This is a genomic window from Cysteiniphilum sp. JM-1, from assembly GCF_008711525.1.
In the GTDB taxonomy this organism is placed as follows: domain Bacteria; phylum Pseudomonadota; class Gammaproteobacteria; order Francisellales; family Francisellaceae; genus Caedibacter.
On the sequence record NZ_VXKS01000015.1, the window covers coordinates 24,221 to 42,201 of the forward strand.

Below are 17,981 nucleotides of genomic sequence, written 5' to 3' on the forward strand. Positions count from 1 at the left end.
GTCTCGCAGCGAATGTAGTTTGTATTGTTTTTGTAAACCTCTTTACGCTAAGATAGTTGTCGCAGGTGGTGCTGTTTAAATATCTAGACTCTGTTGATATTTATCTAAGTTTTGCTCACTTTCTTTGACAATTTGTAACCTCAGCAATAATTTTGATTTTTTTTGGGCATTTTTAATGCCTTTATCCGTCAATGTGTATTTGTTGTGATACGGTTTTAAAACTACCACCCCCGAACCTTGTGGTGCCGGTAACTGCTCTTTGTTTTCTTGCATTTCAGACTGATTAGAATACCACTCAGGTTTTACTGTCATATCCGCAGTATCCCCCGAATGGTAATCCTTGCCATCCTTTTTCAAGGAGGGGGAAGCTGTCATCGTATTGTATTGTACTGCTATCCCCTTTGACAGTAAGTATTTAACGGAATCATTTACATAGCCTATCAACTGTTGTGGATTTTTAAGCTTTGATGGACCTACGGTAAAACTGTCTGGGTGGGTTACCGAATAAATCGATGTCGTTGAATTTATACTTTTATTGCCTTGACTACCTGCTTGAAGTATCACTTTGCCTTTAATATGCTCATGGTCTTCGTGTTTATTTTTGGGTTCTCCCCCTCCGAAACATCCATCAAATGTTACTTTTTCTATCCGTTTATTTTGTTCTTCAGCATATTTAACTACTTGTTCAATCCAGTTTTTAATCTCGGTGCTGTTTTGATATTTTAGATTTCCATTTACGACGTCAATTTTCATGCCTGCAGTACCAGCGTGTCCTGAAACTGTGATAGAAAATGAGTCAGAACAATGTTCAATAGCTTCTTTTAAAGAGTCCATTGTTGTTGCAATAGTTGCATTTTTAAAGTCATTTTCTATTCGATTTTCAATATCATGTAATATTTCACATTCATGACTATGAAGGGTATGATTGTCTTCTTGCACACTCTTCATCATATCGTGCTGATTCAAAAAATAAATACTGTCCAGATCATCCATTGATGCTTTTCTATGGAAGTGTTTCCCCACCTTTTTTTGCATAAAGTTTTTAGCATACATATCATTAATTTCATTTATAAATTTCGTTCTATCATCTTTATTAAATTCGGCATTTATAAAGTTCTCGTAGGCATATTTAACTTTGTTTCCACCATCTGAAAGAATTAAATTGTCACCATACAAGTCAGTTAGCTCTTTATAATAATCATTGATAGTCAAATATCCCTTTAACTCTTCTTTTATATCTTTCAAAAAATATTGAGCTATATTAGTTATCGTGAAGGTATTGTCGCTGTTTTTATTTTTCTTGTTTGGCTTTTTATACTTTGTGATTGCTTCGCTGCTCTCTGCATAGGTTGTTAATTGAGTTTTCACATCGGAGATTATATTTACATTATCACCCTCAAACTTAAGAAGCTTAATTGACTTAATATTAATATCCTTGACTTCTTTTAACTTAAATTTTTCTCCATTTTGTACACATGTAATCACAAAATCCTGATTGTCATATTTAAGATTTATTACATGATTAATGACTGACTCTTTCGGTTGCTGTGGGAGGGCTTGTTGTGTGTTTTTTTTATTTGTTTTTTGCATTAGATATCCTTCTATTATTTCTAGTTTTATGTTAACTGTTGCTGTATAAACTGTGATATTCCGATGATTTGGTTGTTGGCTGGCTGCTTATATTTTTGAATCACTACGGTTATCAAAAAATGCGCAGTGCTTGATTGATCATTTTTTTGATAGCTCACGGTAATCGGTACTTCTACTTTCCATGTGGGTATATGATCAATCATCCCTTTGGCAACGATGACAGGGACATCAGAAACCACGGCATGTGTGATAAATTTTTTCTGGCTGATTTCATTTAAAGTGTTCGCAAATGCCTCACTAAAATGTTGCCAGCCATAATGGGTGAAATAAAGCGATAGTGCGGCAAATTGTGTGCGGTAGTTCATAAAATCAAGTGCATAAATAGATGGAATGACACGGTTTGCCCAATTAAGCACCATTTTGTCATTTATGCTAAAACTATCACTATTGGGTAATTGTAAGATGCGGGCATCTTCAGTAAGCCCAATCACGCGGATATTTTGTGGTTTATTGAGTAGTAAAACCATAGCAATGATTAATATGACGTTTATGACGATGCTGATCACCAGTGTGGTGGTGATTTTTTTGAAATTTTGCTGAAAGTAGACGTTACGCTTTAGAATTTTATTTAGTACTTCATTAGACATAATGACCTCGCTCGTTTAAGCGCTTTGCTGTTTGATGTTATCAAGTGCCTGAAATACGGTATCAATACGATCACTATGAAAGACTTGGGATAATAGCTGTAAACGCTCAACAATGACGCAGCGTGTAAAAGTCTCTTGATATTGATCATCTGTTTTTAGAACGTGATAAAGTGCTTGGAAGTTATCTTGGTGGCGTGCGTGTAATTGCTGCATGAAATATGCTAACCAAGGAGTTTGCAGCTGTGAAAGTAAGCTAACAAGATCAGACAAAAACTCGTCATTCATTTCATGCTCATAAGCATGCTCAAAAATATGATCAATCTCTTCTTGCTGTTTTAGTGTTGGCTCAGGCAAGCGCACATGTTCAAAAAACTCCAAATTAATCATCGTGTTATTGATCAGCGAGTTGTTAAAACTTTGCCAGAAGGCAACGACTTTCTTTATTAACGATCCTTTCATTTTCTTTTCCCCTTGTGTTCAAATAATAAAGGTATATTAAATTTCTTTTCATATTCTTGGATTAATGTACTTATCAGCTCATCACAGATGCGTAATATCGAATATTCTGGATATTTCTTTTGTTGCAAGCTTAAAAAATGTTGGGCACTACCTTCAGGGAAGTGCTCAGCTAATATTAAACGTGCTTGGCGCGCACCAAGTGATTTATAGAGTTGGTCGCGAATATAGCTATCTTCAGTCGTCGTACTTAGCGCCCATAGCTCAAGCGCACTAAAGCACGTGCTAAGTAGTTGTGTGCTTGTCCCAAGTTTTGTTGAAAATTGTGCAATAAAGGTTGCGCCATTGGCACTGGGACCATGGACACGCGTTTTTAATGCCAAAGTTTCAGTATCATTTAAGCCAAATGTTTTAATGGTTTCTTGAATCGTTTTTTCTGGTCCAGCATCCAAAATAAAGGTTGATGTGGCAAACTCTAGCATTAAACGATCAAAATCAGTAAGTGACTGTGATGCCAAGGCAATTTGAACTTTCCATTTACGTCCTTCACGCATATCACGTAAGACCTGATCACGAATGGCTTGCGCTCCCTTGGTGCGATGAAACTCATCAAATACCAGACGCTTTGGCTCATTTGTCAGGGTTTTTAAGCGTAAAGCATGATAGCGTCGATAAATCTCAGGAAAAGACGTAATTTCATCCTCGTGAATAAAGAAATGTTGCGCAATCAGGTGACGCGCTAGCATGTAGGCAATAGCGGTTTGTTTATCCGCGTGTTTGCTACCTGCTGTCGCAACATGTGCAAGATCAAGGGCAACAATACGTGCATTGGAAAAATCAAGCTTAGTGCTTGAAATTAAGCTTGGGAAGTTGCGAATCGCACTGGATATCATACGGCAATAGTATTCAAGATAATTCTCACTACCACATTGTACTTTGTGGTATAGATCAACAATCGCAGGCTCATGTGCAAAACGGATTGTATCGGATAGGTTTGGCATAGCATGGCAGTGTGCCACCTTAGCTAAAGCATGCTCTTGTTGCAGGTAAAGCGCGTCACAGACTGCCCACCATGTATTAAGCTGATCTTTATCTTGATGATGTGAAATAAAAGAATCAATGTCAGGATGTTGTCCTGAAATATATTGCTTGGCATAATCATCTTGCGCAAAGTAATGATAAGTTGCATCAATAATCATGCTGATCATGGTGCTAATATCTTGTGGTAGTTTACCATCATCATCGCTTAATAATAAACATAAGAAATTAATAATAAATGCCTTATGTGAATGACTGGGAAAACGCGCGCCAAAGAGGGTGTCAAATGGATTGATGGCATCATGCTCGCTCATTTTGAACTTATGATGAACAACTTGTGATTGCTTTTCCTTGGGAAGTGCGTTTTGTAATAAAGAAATAAACCCTTGACTTGATGGTCCAATATCAATGGTAGCAATATACGGCAATTCACTCAATCCAGCACTTAAACATGCACTTAGATTTAATGAGTTCAGCAATACTGATTTACCAGAACCTGACTTAGCGAAGATAAGATCTACCCAACTGACTTGTTCTTTGGATCCTGTTTGATATGGCCACAATTTACCATCAGGTGTTCTAAAAAGCATATTTCCACGATGCCAAGGCGAGGCAGGGCGTGATAACGGTAAAAGTTTAACCGCATCAGACAAAGGCGCTGCTGAAGTGGCTGCATAATTTTTAGTTGTCATTGCAGGACAGCTGCTAATAACCGTTTGAAAACTATCACCAAATAAGTCAGTCACATCAGCACTTCCCCAGCTTTGGATAATCTTATATAAACGTGCTTTACGTTCATGCAGTAGCTCACTGTGATGTGATGGCGCCCATGTGGTGACAATAATACTCAGTTGAATGACTGGATCGTCACTATTCTCGTCAATGGTTTTAAGTAGTTTATGAGCGTTTAAAATGAGTTTATTTTCATGCGAACTAAAGGCAAGAAAGCGTGCTAATAACGCTTTGCTTTTAATAAGATTCATGCCATTGGGCGATAGCTTAAAAGAAATATGCCATGGTAAATCACTACCTTGCAGTTTACGTAATAAGTCGTGAAAGGGGCGAATATTCTTAGGAAAAAGTGAAATAGCAACCGGCGCAAAGAGCGTATCACCAATTTGGCAGCTTCTTGAGTCAATATTATGTGCATCTTGTGGAAACATTTGCTCAGAGAGAGGCGCCCATAGAAAATCACTATAATCAGCATGATTATTTTTATGCGTGTCACTTGGGAGTTTAAAAGGTAGTGGATCGCCAGGCAGATGCGCTTGCCAATGGTGGTCAGTATGATGATAAGCATAGCTTTGGCGTATAATGTTTAAGGCGTCATGTGCAGCCAAAAGACGACTATAAAATCCAATAAACTTAAGCTCTGCTAATAAATTTTGCACAGTCGATAGATGGGTATTCAATAGCATGTGGCTATTTAGTAAAATCTGTTGCGACTTACTGTTAATATTGACTTTATGCGTTTTAAGCTTATGTGTAATCTCTTTAAGCGCTTGGTTGCGTTGTGACTTACTAAGTAAACTAGGGCTACTGGATATGATAAAGTAACATGCCTCATGGGTGCATAGTGATTCAAGCATCTTGGTTTTTGCTTGCATCAGATCATCGATAGATAAGCCAATGTTTTGCGCGCTTTGCTGCATGGGCGCGATATTTTGTTGCAATGCATGAGCTAAGGGCTTATTGCCATACTCAAAAAATACTTGTAGTTTATGCCCATCACGACTAAATAAGGGCTGTAGCGCATCACTTAAGCGTTGGCAAATATCTTCATATTCACTCGTGGAAATAAAGCGCTGATAACCGTCAATCGCAATCAATGAGCTCAAGGTGCCACAACGACTAACAAGCGTGTGTTCATCACAGGCACTTTCAAGCTCACAATAGTTGCTTATATCTTGTTTTGATAGGCGATTGATCCAGCTAAAAATCCCTTCAACACTATCATGAATGCTATCAAAAATACCCATTTATAGAATCAAAATATTGTCCTCATACGAACAATTGTAGATGCGTTAAGATAAATACCCATACGTAAAGTGCGTATTAAAATAGAAACAGTGTGGGCGGCTATATGTGGTATAGGGGGAGGGAGCTAAAGATTTTTCGTGGGCTGCTTACCCTGCTGATCAGTCTGTTGACTCTCATGTAACTTTGATTGCAAAAAAACATAGGAAGACTGGTTATGAATGATTTCAAATCTAACAGTCATTGATGAGCTTGTTTTTTTTGATGAACTAACGAGAATAGAATATTGACCAGCTTGAGGATCATCATTTAATCAGCTCATAGCTATTAGTTGTTGATGAATTTGCTTTTTGTGATAAATTAAAGATAATAGAATATTGATCAGCTTGGGGATCATCATTTCCATTATTTTTAGACTGAATTTCTGCGAAGATGCACGATTGTTTAAGATTGCTTTTTGTTATGTTAAAAGATGCTGAGTTTTCTGTATTCAATTGATTATTTAATAGCGGTGAAAGCTTTTCTGCTATTGAGTTTAATGGCGATTTATTCATAAGGGGAGATTTAATGTCTGTAATATTATGATAGAAGTCCTTGGGCGATAGTTTATTCATTTCGTTTTGCCGAACGTCATCCATTACGAGTTGATTTTTTTCAATCATGCTGTGCTGTTGTAGAGTTTGCTGTTGAGGAGCTAATGATTTAAGTACTTGTTCTATTGTTGGTCTTTGCATTTTTGGCTTTAGAACGACGTCTAATAAAGTGCTATTGCTTAGATAAATACAGGAGGACAGCTCATCTTTTGTTAGGTCATTAAGGATGGTAAAAAGTGATGTATTAATGCTTATTATTTTGTCTGACAGTGATCCAACAAAAGTTGGAGAGAGCATTTCCTCATATTTATTAGGAAACTGTATAGCTAACTCATGAATTAAAAAAGCCTTTGCTAAAGCATATATATCGCTAGATTCAGAATACTCAGTCTTGTTATATATTTCAGGTGCTATCATAAAAGGTGTGCCGAGTGTATTAGTGCATGTAGCAGGATTAATATCAGCTATAGGGATAGCAAAACCATAATCAATAAGCTTAACCTCGCCTTTATTATTTTCAACGATATTTGCTAGTTTGATATCCCTATGTAAATATGCTGTACCGGTTTTTGATAGCTCTCCTGAGTGTAATTTTTGCAACACTTTAAAGCTAGCAATAGCTGTTGTAAGTGGGATGACTTTGTTTTTTTGTTGATATTTCTTTTCCAGATCTTGAGGGTTGTTATCATAAGGCATTACCATAATAGAGTTACCTTGACCTTTGCCTGGGGAACCATAATACCGCTTGGTAATAGTGCTATAAATTAATCCGACATCAGCAGCAATTTCTTGTTCTTTTTTGATTTCTTGAAGCCTACTTTCAGTTGCATACATGTCATTTTGCAAATAAGTGCGATGCAAACGCATATCACCCTGTTGATTCTTGCGGATAGAAACTTTTGCAAATGCTCCTTTACCTAAGTTAGCAAGTTCTTTTTCGGTGGCATTAGGTAGTGCCCATATTTGATTACTTTCGAGCATAAATGAATGCTTGAATATGATTTGTTGTGATTGATTTTGATCGTCGGTATATTTGTATGTTATTGATTCTTTATCATTCTTTTGCTCTTGCATTATGCCATTAGGATTATCATTTTGTTTTATAGTGTGCTGATGCTTTAGCTTTGTGCCATTAAATTCATTTTTTAGAAGATAATTTGCAGCTTGCCATTCCTCATTTGATACATTAAATAATCTCATCTTTTATGTGCTCCTTATCCTATTTATGTCATCGCTGGTAAATTAGAATATAAGTCATGCATGTGTCTATACGTAAAATACGTATTTACTGAGTCATTTTTTGTGTCATGTTGGTAAGGGAAGATAGGTGGTGATTACTAAAGATCATCATTGGATGCAACTGACGTTACTAAGGAGAGATTATGGAATCAAATAAGTTTAATTTTATATCGCTTGCTAAACAAAGTAATGATATTCTCAAAAAGGAGGCTGAACTAAACAATAAGAATGTTGTTTTAAAAGATAAGAAAGACAATCTCTCATCATCGTTATATAAAGTTACTAATGAAGAGGACGAGCTAAAGAATAAAGCTTTATTATATATTAAGGGAGATAAATACTTTGATAACCTAAAGATATCTATGGAACAAAGTAAATATATTACCTTGTTAGCAGCTGCTATTTTGTTAGAGCTTGGCAAAATACCTTCTATCAATTTCTTCAATCCAGAACTACCTAAGGAGGATTTAGAGGTTTACAAAAATCTTATTCAAAGTTACTTTGACAATGAGAGTCATCAGGTATTAGCTGATAGCAATTATGACATAAGTGGTTATTATCTTCCACTGTCAGATAAAATTACTTTTAGCCTAGGAAAAAACTTCACTACACTAAAAGACCAAATAATTACATTTGAAAATCAACAAGGTATTGCTGATATTATTTTGCAGCATATAGATGAATTGATATCTAATAAAACAGGAATTGTTAATCAATATATTGAATTTTTAGACAATGATCTAAAGAAAATATATAAAGAAGAGCATGTTAATAACCTGATTATTGATTTAGTGGATTTGCTCAATCTGTATAAAGGAAAAATAAATATTTTACAGCAATTAGCTAATACTGGTGAAGCTCGTAATGAGTCATTTAGGGGGCAGGTTCGGACGTTTTATCTAGGTATAACTGTATCAGAATATGTTAATAAAATTGGCGATCTGTCTTTGAACGAAGATACTAACTTGAGTGATTTAAGTAATAAAATTCAAGAAAATATAACTAGTTTGAATAAGGCTAAGCTTGCAAAAGATGACCTTGATGTTCAGCAAAAAAGAAAATTAGATATAACTAATATGAAACAATATCTCTCTGACACCCAGGGTTTAAAATATTTATGTAAGAATGTTCTCAGCAAAGGGAAATATCAAAATATTAAAGATTTCCCTGAAATTAATTCTTACATTAATCATATTGAGGATGCTAGAAGAAAACTGTTTAAAAAATTAGAAGAAGTAAGTCAGTGTAAAAGAATGATCGATGATTGTCATGAGGAAATTAAGAAAACTGAAGAAGAGCTTGGAAAAATTAAACAAGCTAAAGATGAGGTTACATTTAACCAGCTTTTTGCTGCACTTATCACAGAGTGTGCTCAGGTAACAGGAAAATCGCAAAAAAAAGCTTTACTGACGAGTTATGCTGAGCAACTTAAAGGCTCTAAGATTGAGCCTTCCTCGGCGCAAATACAAGGAATTATTAAACTCTGTTTTGTGCATCGGAACTGGTATGCTAATACAGCTAATCTATCTAAAACTGGACAAAAATTTCGGGATCTTATTAACAACAATGAAGCATCAAATTTTAGAGTTAAGTTGAGAGAAAAGCTCAGTCAAGGAAAGGACAATGATAAGCCGTTTACTACACAAGATTTAGTTGGCGATTTAGCTAGATTGAATAAGAATCGGTACAATCAATTAAAAAAAAGTGAGACCTTAGGTATAAAAAGCCAAAAAAACAAGATCGGGATAATAACTATAATACCCCAAGAAATTTAAACAGTATCTTTTAAAATCGAGTTCAGATATATTGATGATGAGCAACTACGAAACTTCGTGGGCACAGCACTCAATAGAAACGAACACCAGAATATCTCTTTTCATAATGCACAAATATAGTCAATTTAAGCTGAGTATCTATACGTAAGATGCGTATTAAATTAGTGTTTGTTGTATGCCAGTATGTGAGAAGAAATAACAAATAATAAGTAATACAAGGAATATATGAGATGAAATATGTTGTTTTAAGCGTTAATCATTCGCTGACGATGGAGTCTGCTGCTGCAGCGTTTTTTGGTGGGATGATACATCAGGAAGATATTATTAGCTCAAATATGTATCATAATGTTATAACTCGTCAAGATATTTTCCGTATTGAGGGAATATACGATGATGTTAATGCAGCATTATTAAGTGGTGATTATTTTAGAAGGCATTATGTTTTTAAATGTGTAGAAGATCATGGTGTTTATGTATTGTTAGGTTATCAAAAATCCCTTGATGATTATATTGAATTTCCTAATCCAGTGGGTTTCGATAATAACCAGCAATCGTTAGATAGTGCTGATTCAGAATCAATGGATTCAGATTCAACGCAAGAACGTAATCCATTATTTATCGATACTCCAGTGGTTAATCAAAACGAATTTATAGATTCGCTTAAAAAATTAGCTCTTGAGAATAATTTGAAGGTTATTAATTTGATTGAAAATACTCAAGTAGTAAAGGACTTTTTTAATAGTTCAGTTTTATCAAATCAATTTAAATCTGGTGATGAAAGATTTTGTACTGCTTTGAAAGATATGCTGTTAATTGCTGCGGGAGAAATCTCTAATGGAGATAGTGGTCTTATGATTGCAAAGATGTCTATTGCCTTAGGAAATTGTCAAACACCTGTTATAAATGCAGTTCAGGCACATTCAATATGCTTAAGAATAGGAGATAATGAGGAGATAACTGAAGATGAATATGAGCGACTAGCTGTTCAAGATTACTTGCAATCAACTAATGGGCGTGATCAAGTAGGTATTCCTCAGGGGGAGGGTCTGGATCAAATTGAGATTGTCAATGGTTTGATAAATGCAGTTTTTTCAGACAAAGCAAGCACATTGAATAAAGGTGCATTCCAAGTGGAGTCAGAGCGGAATAAATTTCAATCATTATCTGCCCACGAATTCTTTGGCTATAGTCAAATAACACAGGATATGGCAGGCGCTTTTGCAAAAATAATTTGCCAGATTGATAAAGCTGATAACAAGCCTTTTTTTACTAATGAAGGAAAGTACATTCTTGATAATAATAAACTCTTATCATTAACACAAGCATATAAAAATAAACTTGGAATAGTGTCAGCGTTTGATAAACAAATAAACGTGCTTTGTAAGAATATACAAGAATATATTAATCAAACATTTGAGCGTTTAGATGATACTTTTTCTGATGTAGGGTTACAAGATAAATTACGTTGGTATGGCATGGGTGAAATGCAAAAAAAAGCTGAAGTTATCACATATATGAGGGAACTACAAGACCAGTTCCCTAATTACAGTCTTGCTCAACGCGTAGAATTATGTCAAAAGAAATTTCAAGATGATATAGATAAAATAGCACAAGATCATGAAAATGGGTCCTCAAATAAGATAGTGCCCAAACCTTTATTCATGGAGCAACAAAGTCAGCAAAATTCACTGGGGAATAATCATCATTTGGCACCCAATTAAATGACATAGTTACTTAAATTGATCAGCAAAAAAATAATCAAAATGTAAAAATGAGGAAATAATGGATATACAAAACTTAAAGCACAAAAAGTTGTTACAAACTAAAGATAAAACTATAGAGAATCAAAAAATACAGTCAGCTATGCAAATGCCTGATCATGCATCTAATACAATAAAATTTAGACATAAATTATTAAATTTACTTATTCCAGCTGCGATTAGTGTGATGACGTTGGCGGGGTGTGGTGGTGGATCTGGAGCTGACTCCTCAACGCCAAATCCACCATCACCAAAGGCTGGTGTTATAATTAATACACCATTGCCAGAAAATGAGTTAGTACAAAATGAAGCAATATTAAGCGTGGCTATGCATAATGATGATGCGAGTGCTAATGCGCTTTATAGCCAAAAAAGCAAAGCATTTTCGTTGGCAAGTGGGGGTGCGCCATTACATATAGAACGTATTAACTTTCCAAATGTAGAGGCAATGCAATATAAGATTGCAAATGTGGATGATGAAAATAGCTGCTGTCATAGTGTTGATGGCAATCATTGTAATGTAACGATAGAGGCAGGAAGTAATTGCCAACTGTTGGTTGATCTCTCTAGTGAAAAGCCTCAAGTGCTAAATGATCAGATTGCTATTGTGACAGATGCACAAACCTATTTTGTTCCGGTTAAAGTCAATTATCTAGCAGATGATTCAAGCTATCACTTCCCTAAACCAACGATTGATAATCAAATCACAATCGTACCAGATAGCAAGATCAAAATCAGTGTGACCAATACAGAACCACATCAAGCGATTAATTATTTGCAAGTTCGCCTGCCAAACTGGTTAGCAAAAATTGTAAAAAATTCAAAAAATGCACAGTTGGTAAGGGTTGCTGATTTGGCACCTGGTCAAACACAGGTATTTAGCTTTGATCTAGCGAGTGATCAGGCAACAATTGATGCTTTAAAAGCAAATTTATCAGCATTAAATACTAATCCATCTAGCCATCAAATAAGCATTAGTGCTTCAAATGTAAAAGCCATTTACCCAGATATTTTTGCAGGATCTGATCCTGTTACGGTTGATGGTAATGCTTACTTTTCCAAAGCGACTAAACAGCAAGTTAATATTGTCAATCATGCCGATGAGTCAGTCAAGATCAGTTCAATCCAAACGACATTGCCAAAAGGGGTAACGATTGATAGTAAAGATTCAAGCTGTCAACAAGGTGGTGAGATCGCAGCAAATAGCCAATGCCAACTCATGCTTGAAGCAGCAGTAGATGCTGTTGGGCAAGGGAAAGTTAGCTTAGCATTGGACATCAATGGCTATGCGTTTAGCAAGGAAATTACTGCTCAAGCCGCTAAAACAGCAGTGAATGCAGATACAACAAAAATCAATATCCCCGCTACCACTAGTGAAAAAACAACAATGAAGGTCACTAATACAGGTGCTTTTGCTTGGCAACCAAGCACGCAAGTAAGCGATTATGTTATTACTGAGAATGCAGCAAGCAAGGTCTCTCCTCAGGGTTTATCCGTGGTAAGTTCAAAAAATGCGGATGATTGTTTATCAGGAAATCTTGTGTTACCGGGGAAAAGTTGCAACATCACGTTTAATGCTGAAAATACACTTAAAAACGCGATTTATAATTTTACGATTAAAGCGGTCAATAATTTAGCTAAAGATGTAATGATTGCATTAAGTACGACTGGGGTGCATGCCTATTTTGATCCATCCTATGATATGTATCAGGGGGTTAAAAGGATCACGCTACTTAATGACAGTCAAAATACAATGAATTTTACAACAAATGCGTTAACTGCTTTTAATGTTTACAATGGTAAAAATGCTGATACTGATAAAGGGGCATGGTGCACAAGTATAACCTGCCCTAATAGCTGCGTTAGTGATGAGAGTAATCCTAATTCTTATGATTTAAAGGCAGGTGCTTCTTGTTATTTGTACGTACACAACAATGATAAAACATTAGACAGTATAGTGGGTAAAACCAGCAGTGAGACATTAACCATTACAACAAAAACGGCAAACTTTGGCTTCTCTCTTTTAGATACGCCAGTGCTATATGCCGGTGGCACATTTACCACGGCGGGACAAGGAGGGCAAGTACTTAATAATGTGGCTATGTGGGATGGGCAGCACTGGCAAGCATTAGCTCAAGGCGTTGATAATAGTGTCAATGCCATCAAGGTGGCAGCCGATGGCAATGTTTATATCGGTGGCAAGTTTACTCATTTCAACGAAGGTAAGGTTTTGGCAAATCTTATTGGTCAATGGAATGGTCAGACATGGCAGCCATTAAATAGTGGTTGGCAAGGTTTAGTAGGTGATGATCAGGTTTTTGCCATGGACTTCACGCCAGATGGTAGTTTGTTTGTTGGTGGAAAATTTAACGCGACAGATCATGGGGCATTAAACAATATTGCCAAGTGGCAAGATAATACATGGTCGGCGTTAGCAAATGGTTTAAATGGGCCGGTTTATACCATTTATGTAACAAGCGATGACAAAAAAATAAATGATGTAATTATTATCGGCGGAGACTTTTCGCAATCATCGGGGGCTTATAAATCTACAAATCTTGCTTTATGGTATCAAGGGAAGTTTAACACTGTGGGCACTGGTGCAAGAATCATTGGTGGGAAAGTAAATGCAATGATGTCTATTTGGAAAAATGATACATCGAAATTAATTGTAGGCGGTGAATTTTCAGGTGTTGAGAACGTGGCAAATACAAATTATATATTCGCTATTGGACCTATTGCCTACTCTATGACAAATCATGCGGCAAATTTAGCTAACATTTACGCACTCGCTGCTGATCAGCAGCAAAGTATTTATGTCGGCGGTGATTTTATACATCTTGACGATCAAGCGTTAAACCATATTGCAGTTATCAAAGATAATGTATGGCATCCGTTAGGATCAGGCGTTGATGGACAGGTTGATGCCATTATTCCTCAAAACAATCCTGATAATAACACATCAGTATATGTTGGTGGTAAGTTTAAGCACGCAGGAGAAGTTGCTTCTCAAGGTGTGGCGTTGTGGAATGGCGAAACGAAACAGTGGCAAACTTTAGCAGGGGGCATCTCTGGTAGTGTATCTGCCTTAGCGTATGGTGATATTATGAAAGTAACACCGTTATTAGGCAGTTAATGATCTATCTCTATGTGTCAGATCATACGTAAAATGCGTATGTATTACCAACGACTATATCATGTATTGTATGGAAATAATGGGACTTAATGAGATATCTAACAAATGGAAACTCAGTATAAACAAATACAGCGCGCACTTTTAAGTAACGCTATCAAGGGGCGGATGCTACTGCTTAATGTGCTGTGCTGTATTCTTCTTATGGGACTGGTGCAACACGGTTTTACAAATCCAACACAACAACCTTTTAATCAGACAATTGCCCAAGCATTACCATTAACAGGGGCTGATATTCATACGCTTAGAGATGCCGTGGCTGAACGTTTAAGTGCTCAAGCACAAAAGCCAGGCGAAAGTCAGGGTAAGGCACGTTCAAGAACTTTGTTGATTGATCTTGATCCCAGTAAGGCTTTTAGTCCACCGATATTGACGATTGGTCTAGATATGATTACATCAGTGGTAATGACAGATGCCAATGGACGTATTTGGCCAATTAAACAAATTACAATAGCTGATAATGCCGGATTTAAAGTGATATGGGATCAAAAAAGTGGCACTTTTATGCTGCAGGCATTAAAAGCATATGCAACAAGCAATATGGCAGTGATGCTAAAGGGACTCGATGTACCGGTGATGGTAACCTTGTTAACAGGGCAAAAAGATTGGGATTATCTTGATTATTTACGCGTATCAACACGCAGTTTAAGTGAGGCAGATAAAGTTGATGTCACACTACCTGCACCTCATTATCTGGTTAATTTGCTTTCGGATATTCCCCCTGAAACGGCACAAGTCAAAACCTTTACAGGGGCAAGTGATCTTAAAGTATGGCAATATCAGGGGCGTTATCTATTGCTCACCAGTGCAACTTTAATTTCACCGGCGTGGAAATCACGTGTACAGAATTTAGGAAGCAGTGAGATGAATGCTTATGAAATAGAACCCACTCCATTGTTGATTTTAAGTAATCATCAGCAAATTGAACATGTGACTATCAGTAATTAATAAGATAAGGATTTTGTGTGAAAAACATATTAAAACGACTATTGGCACATCCTCGAGTAAGAGTGTTATTGATCGTGTTGGCACTGATTTTTATCTTTATTGTGATCATCAACATGCTTTTTCCAGCGACTGATCATAATGCGCAACTTGGCTCTTATGTCTCTGGTGTGGATGTCTCGCCAAATACGCATAAAAGTCAGACGACCAATAAGCAATATCAGCAGCTTGTAAATGAACAAAATAAATCAACCTTGCAAAAGGCAAACTCTGAAGGAAAAAGCTATATAGAGGATAGTTTTGCATTTACCCAGGCAACATCAAAATCAGTGCCTCAACAAAATGGCGCTAGTTTGGATCCGAAATCTTTTTATCATCAAGTGCAAAATCACCCTGAAACAACAAAAGCAGGTAATCCACTCATAACTTCGTCGAGCAATGAGGCTAATGAGAATGCTTATATGCCGATTAACTCACAAAATATGATGGATAATATGAATCAGGTATTAGCAAGCTGGAAAGGGGCGCAAGTCAGTAGTCAGAGTTTTACTGCGGTTGATATTGATGATGAGGGGATTAAAAATAAAACAAGTTTGGCTAATAAAAAAGTATTGCTAAAAGCAGGTGATATTTTATTTGCGGTATTACAAAGTCAGCTTGATAGTGATCAACCAAACACCCCTGTTTTGGCAAAGGTAGTAGAAGGGAAGCTAAAAGGGACGAAATTGCTTGGTAACTTTGCGCGTGAAGATGATAAATTGGTTGTTAAGTTCTCGCAGTTATCTTCAAAAGACTTTGCCCACAGCATTGCCATAACTGCTTATGCGGTAGATGCAGAAACAGCACAATCAGCCTTAGCAAGTTCCGTTAACCATCATTATTTTGAGCGTTATGGCAGTCTATTTGCTGCGGCATTTCTGCAAGGATTTGGTAATTATTTCTCACAGTCAGGCATGCAAACAACAACGATATGTCCAGCAGGGTCAATTGGACCATGCACCACAACGACAGGGCGTACCAATGAAAGCATGCAATATGGTCTTTATGCTGGAGCTGGTCAAGTAGGATCTGCATTTAGTGGTGCATTGGAAAAAGAGTTCTCACGTCCACCAACGGTTAAGCTTGATAAAGGCGCTGGTATTGGCGTGTTAGTGATGGCAGATATCGAGGCATAAAGAAAGAAAATGATGTTGACACAACAAAATGATATATCCATGAACTCAAACTCAATAAGCCATCAGCAAATACTATCAATGCAATTGTTGGATAAGCCTAAAGTAAAGCATGTGATTGAAGGTGTTAAGCTGATGTCACTCGATAATCAAGCACCCTCTCTTAATTTAGCGAGTACCTATGCGGCTGCCTTTAAACAGCCGGTAGAACAAGCATGGACAACTTTATATGATTTAGCTTATGACAAAAATATTGATGTGGTTGCATTGATCAATGATCAAGATAACGTTATAGGTGTTTGCTCAATTAAACATAATGAGGATGCAATATGGCTTAATGACTTTTTGATCTATCCACGTTGCCAACGTCAAGGGTATGCGCAATATTTTATTAAGCTGATTTTTGAGCAATATATTCAAGCTGATCATGAAGTAAAAAAAATAAAACTCAATGTACGTAAGACGAATAATGCTGCTATTTGTCTGTATTCAAAGGTAGGGTTTGTGAAAATTGACTAGATTATGTGTGATAAAAATAAATTTATATGGGGTGTTATATGTTATGATTATTTCTTGTTTTAGGAGATGGTGGACCTCCGAAGCTTTGCAATAAGCTTAAACTATCCTAAGAGATTGATGGCGCCTAACAAGAGAATTTTAATAACATCATTTGTTATATCTTTTAGTTATATAATAATGAAATTATTTAAATTCAAAGTTATTTATTTTGTGTGCATAATGCGCAAAAAATGAGATTCAAAATTGTTTTGGATCATTGTAGGCAACTTATAAATTTAAAGGATCAGTAGTTACATATGGAGCCAATTGCATATAACTATCAGCAAATTACACCACGGTTGAGTTTGTCGTTAAAAAATAGCGCCAAAGATTTTTGTGAAAAATATCATTTGCTAGGAGTGTCAATTGAAAAAGTAAATGGTGAAGGCATGCGACGCATTATATGTCAGCAGAATGATTTATGCTCTCGCTTTATCGATTCAGATTTGCATAAAATTGAATCAATGGCAGCGTATATGGAGTATCTGCAGCTTATGCCGAGGCAATATTTATATTCTAGTATTATTAATCAAGTTTATGGGTTAGATGGTGGGCTTATTGAAGAGTATAATGCTGATGGACTGGTCACTCAGTTTTTTGATGGCAAAAACCGTTATAACGTTGATGTAATATGTCCGCGTTCTGTTCATGTTTTTAGGTTGTTTGATCACTGCGAATTCATTAATGATTGCCGAGATTTAATTAAACTTTATAATCAGCCTAAATTATTTGACTCTCTTATGCCTAATCAACGACGAGAGTCAGAAGGTTTGCAGGAAAGACTTTCAACCTTATCAATTCCTTTTAAACAACAAAATCGCCTAGCATTGTTGTCTGAGAAAGAGCGGGAAATTGTCACAAGTATCAGCCAGTTTGATCTATCAGCAGCGGCACTGGCAAAAAAGTTTGACTGCTCACCACGGACTATTCAAAAGCATTGGGAAAATATCTATATGAAACTTGGTATGAATAATAAATGTGCTGTGCAGTATTATATGCAATCACTTCAAAACTATTACGTCTTATAACAACTGGATA

General features: G+C 36.3%; 12 protein-coding genes. 7 read left to right on the plus strand and 5 right to left on the minus strand.

Features of this window, described 5'->3' with window-relative positions; all coding sequences use genetic code 11:
• Positions 1-75 precede the first annotated feature (75 nt).
• The 5 genes from F3D68_RS07710 to F3D68_RS07730 all read right to left on the minus strand — a co-directional run bounded on the left by F3D68_RS07710 (position 76) and on the right by F3D68_RS07730 (position 7,501).
• Positions 76-1,590, minus strand: a complete 1,515-nt coding sequence (locus tag F3D68_RS07710) for a hypothetical protein (RefSeq protein WP_151193866.1) — start codon at positions 1,588-1,590, stop codon at positions 76-78.
• 26 nt (positions 1,591-1,616) lie between these two features.
• Positions 1,617-2,237 (minus strand): DotI/IcmL/TraM family protein, encoded by a 621-nt coding sequence (locus F3D68_RS07715; RefSeq protein WP_151193867.1) that lies wholly within the window; start codon positions 2,235-2,237, stop codon positions 1,617-1,619.
• Positions 2,238-2,252: 15 nt separating this feature from the next.
• Positions 2,253-2,696, minus strand: coding sequence for a hypothetical protein (locus tag F3D68_RS07720; protein ID WP_151193868.1), 444 nt, complete (start codon positions 2,694-2,696; stop codon positions 2,253-2,255).
• Positions 2,693-5,710, minus strand: a complete 3,018-nt coding sequence (locus tag F3D68_RS07725) for an AAA family ATPase (RefSeq protein ID WP_151193869.1) — start codon at positions 5,708-5,710, stop codon at positions 2,693-2,695. The genes F3D68_RS07720 and F3D68_RS07725 overlap by 4 nt, the downstream gene beginning before the upstream one ends.
• Positions 5,711-6,013: 303 nt before the next feature.
• On the minus strand, positions 6,014-7,501 hold the full coding sequence (locus tag F3D68_RS07730) for a protein kinase domain-containing protein (RefSeq protein WP_151193870.1): 1,488 nt from the start codon (positions 7,499-7,501) through the stop codon (positions 6,014-6,016).
• 182 nt (positions 7,502-7,683) lie between these two features.
• Here F3D68_RS07730 and F3D68_RS07735 point away from each other — a divergent pair, with 182 nt between their 5' ends.
• From F3D68_RS07735 to F3D68_RS07765, 7 genes are all read left to right on the plus strand, one after another.
• Positions 7,684-9,315 (plus strand): hypothetical protein, encoded by a 1,632-nt coding sequence (locus tag F3D68_RS07735; protein WP_151193871.1) that lies wholly within the window; start codon positions 7,684-7,686, stop codon positions 9,313-9,315.
• A gap of 230 nt (positions 9,316-9,545) precedes the next feature.
• On the plus strand, positions 9,546-11,036 hold the full coding sequence (locus F3D68_RS07740) for a hypothetical protein (RefSeq protein ID WP_151193872.1): 1,491 nt from the start codon (positions 9,546-9,548) through the stop codon (positions 11,034-11,036).
• Between the two features lie 61 nt (positions 11,037-11,097).
• Positions 11,098-14,211, plus strand: coding sequence for a hypothetical protein (locus tag F3D68_RS07745; protein WP_151193873.1), 3,114 nt, complete (start codon positions 11,098-11,100; stop codon positions 14,209-14,211).
• A 105-nt stretch (positions 14,212-14,316) separates the two neighbouring features.
• Complete coding sequence (locus tag F3D68_RS07750) at positions 14,317-15,216, plus strand: DotH/IcmK family type IV secretion protein (protein ID WP_151193874.1); 900 nt, start codon at positions 14,317-14,319, stop codon at positions 15,214-15,216.
• A gap of 17 nt (positions 15,217-15,233) precedes the next feature.
• A complete protein-coding gene (locus F3D68_RS07755) occupies positions 15,234-16,388 on the plus strand; it encodes a DotG/IcmE/VirB10 family protein (RefSeq protein ID WP_151193875.1) in 1,155 nt (384 codons plus the stop codon).
• Positions 16,389-16,427: 39 nt separating this feature from the next.
• Positions 16,428-16,904 carry a GNAT family N-acetyltransferase gene (locus F3D68_RS07760; RefSeq protein WP_191092751.1) on the plus strand — a complete coding sequence of 159 codons (477 nt, stop codon included), beginning with the start codon at positions 16,428-16,430 and terminating at the stop codon, positions 16,902-16,904.
• 296 nt (positions 16,905-17,200) lie between these two features.
• Positions 17,201-17,971 carry a LuxR C-terminal-related transcriptional regulator gene (locus tag F3D68_RS07765; RefSeq protein WP_151193877.1) on the plus strand — a complete coding sequence of 257 codons (771 nt, stop codon included), beginning with the start codon at positions 17,201-17,203 and terminating at the stop codon, positions 17,969-17,971.
• Positions 17,972-17,981: the final 10 nt, after the last annotated feature.

What these genes read in the sequence shown, in the direction of transcription:
- F3D68_RS07765 (WP_151193877.1), top strand. Translation starts at nt 17,201, where the DNA reads ATGGAGCCAATTGCATATAACTATCAGCAAATTACACCACGGTTGAGT.
- F3D68_RS07730 (WP_151193870.1), bottom strand. Translation starts at nt 7,501, where the DNA reads ATGAGATTATTTAATGTATCAAATGAGGAATGGCAAGCTGCAAATTAT.
- F3D68_RS07740 (WP_151193872.1), top strand. Translation starts at nt 9,546, where the DNA reads ATGAAATATGTTGTTTTAAGCGTTAATCATTCGCTGACGATGGAGTCT.
- F3D68_RS07760 (WP_191092751.1), top strand. Translation starts at nt 16,428, where the DNA reads ATGAACTCAAACTCAATAAGCCATCAGCAAATACTATCAATGCAATTG.
- F3D68_RS07750 (WP_151193874.1), top strand. Translation starts at nt 14,317, where the DNA reads ATGGAAACTCAGTATAAACAAATACAGCGCGCACTTTTAAGTAACGCT.
- F3D68_RS07710 (WP_151193866.1), bottom strand. Translation starts at nt 1,590, where the DNA reads ATGCAAAAAACAAATAAAAAAAACACACAACAAGCCCTCCCACAGCAA.
- F3D68_RS07725 (WP_151193869.1), bottom strand. Translation starts at nt 5,710, where the DNA reads ATGGGTATTTTTGATAGCATTCATGATAGTGTTGAAGGGATTTTTAGC.
- F3D68_RS07720 (WP_151193868.1), bottom strand. Translation starts at nt 2,696, where the DNA reads ATGAAAGGATCGTTAATAAAGAAAGTCGTTGCCTTCTGGCAAAGTTTT.
- F3D68_RS07715 (WP_151193867.1), bottom strand. Translation starts at nt 2,237, where the DNA reads ATGTCTAATGAAGTACTAAATAAAATTCTAAAGCGTAACGTCTACTTT.
- F3D68_RS07745 (WP_151193873.1), top strand. Translation starts at nt 11,098, where the DNA reads ATGGATATACAAAACTTAAAGCACAAAAAGTTGTTACAAACTAAAGAT.
- F3D68_RS07735 (WP_151193871.1), top strand. Translation starts at nt 7,684, where the DNA reads ATGGAATCAAATAAGTTTAATTTTATATCGCTTGCTAAACAAAGTAAT.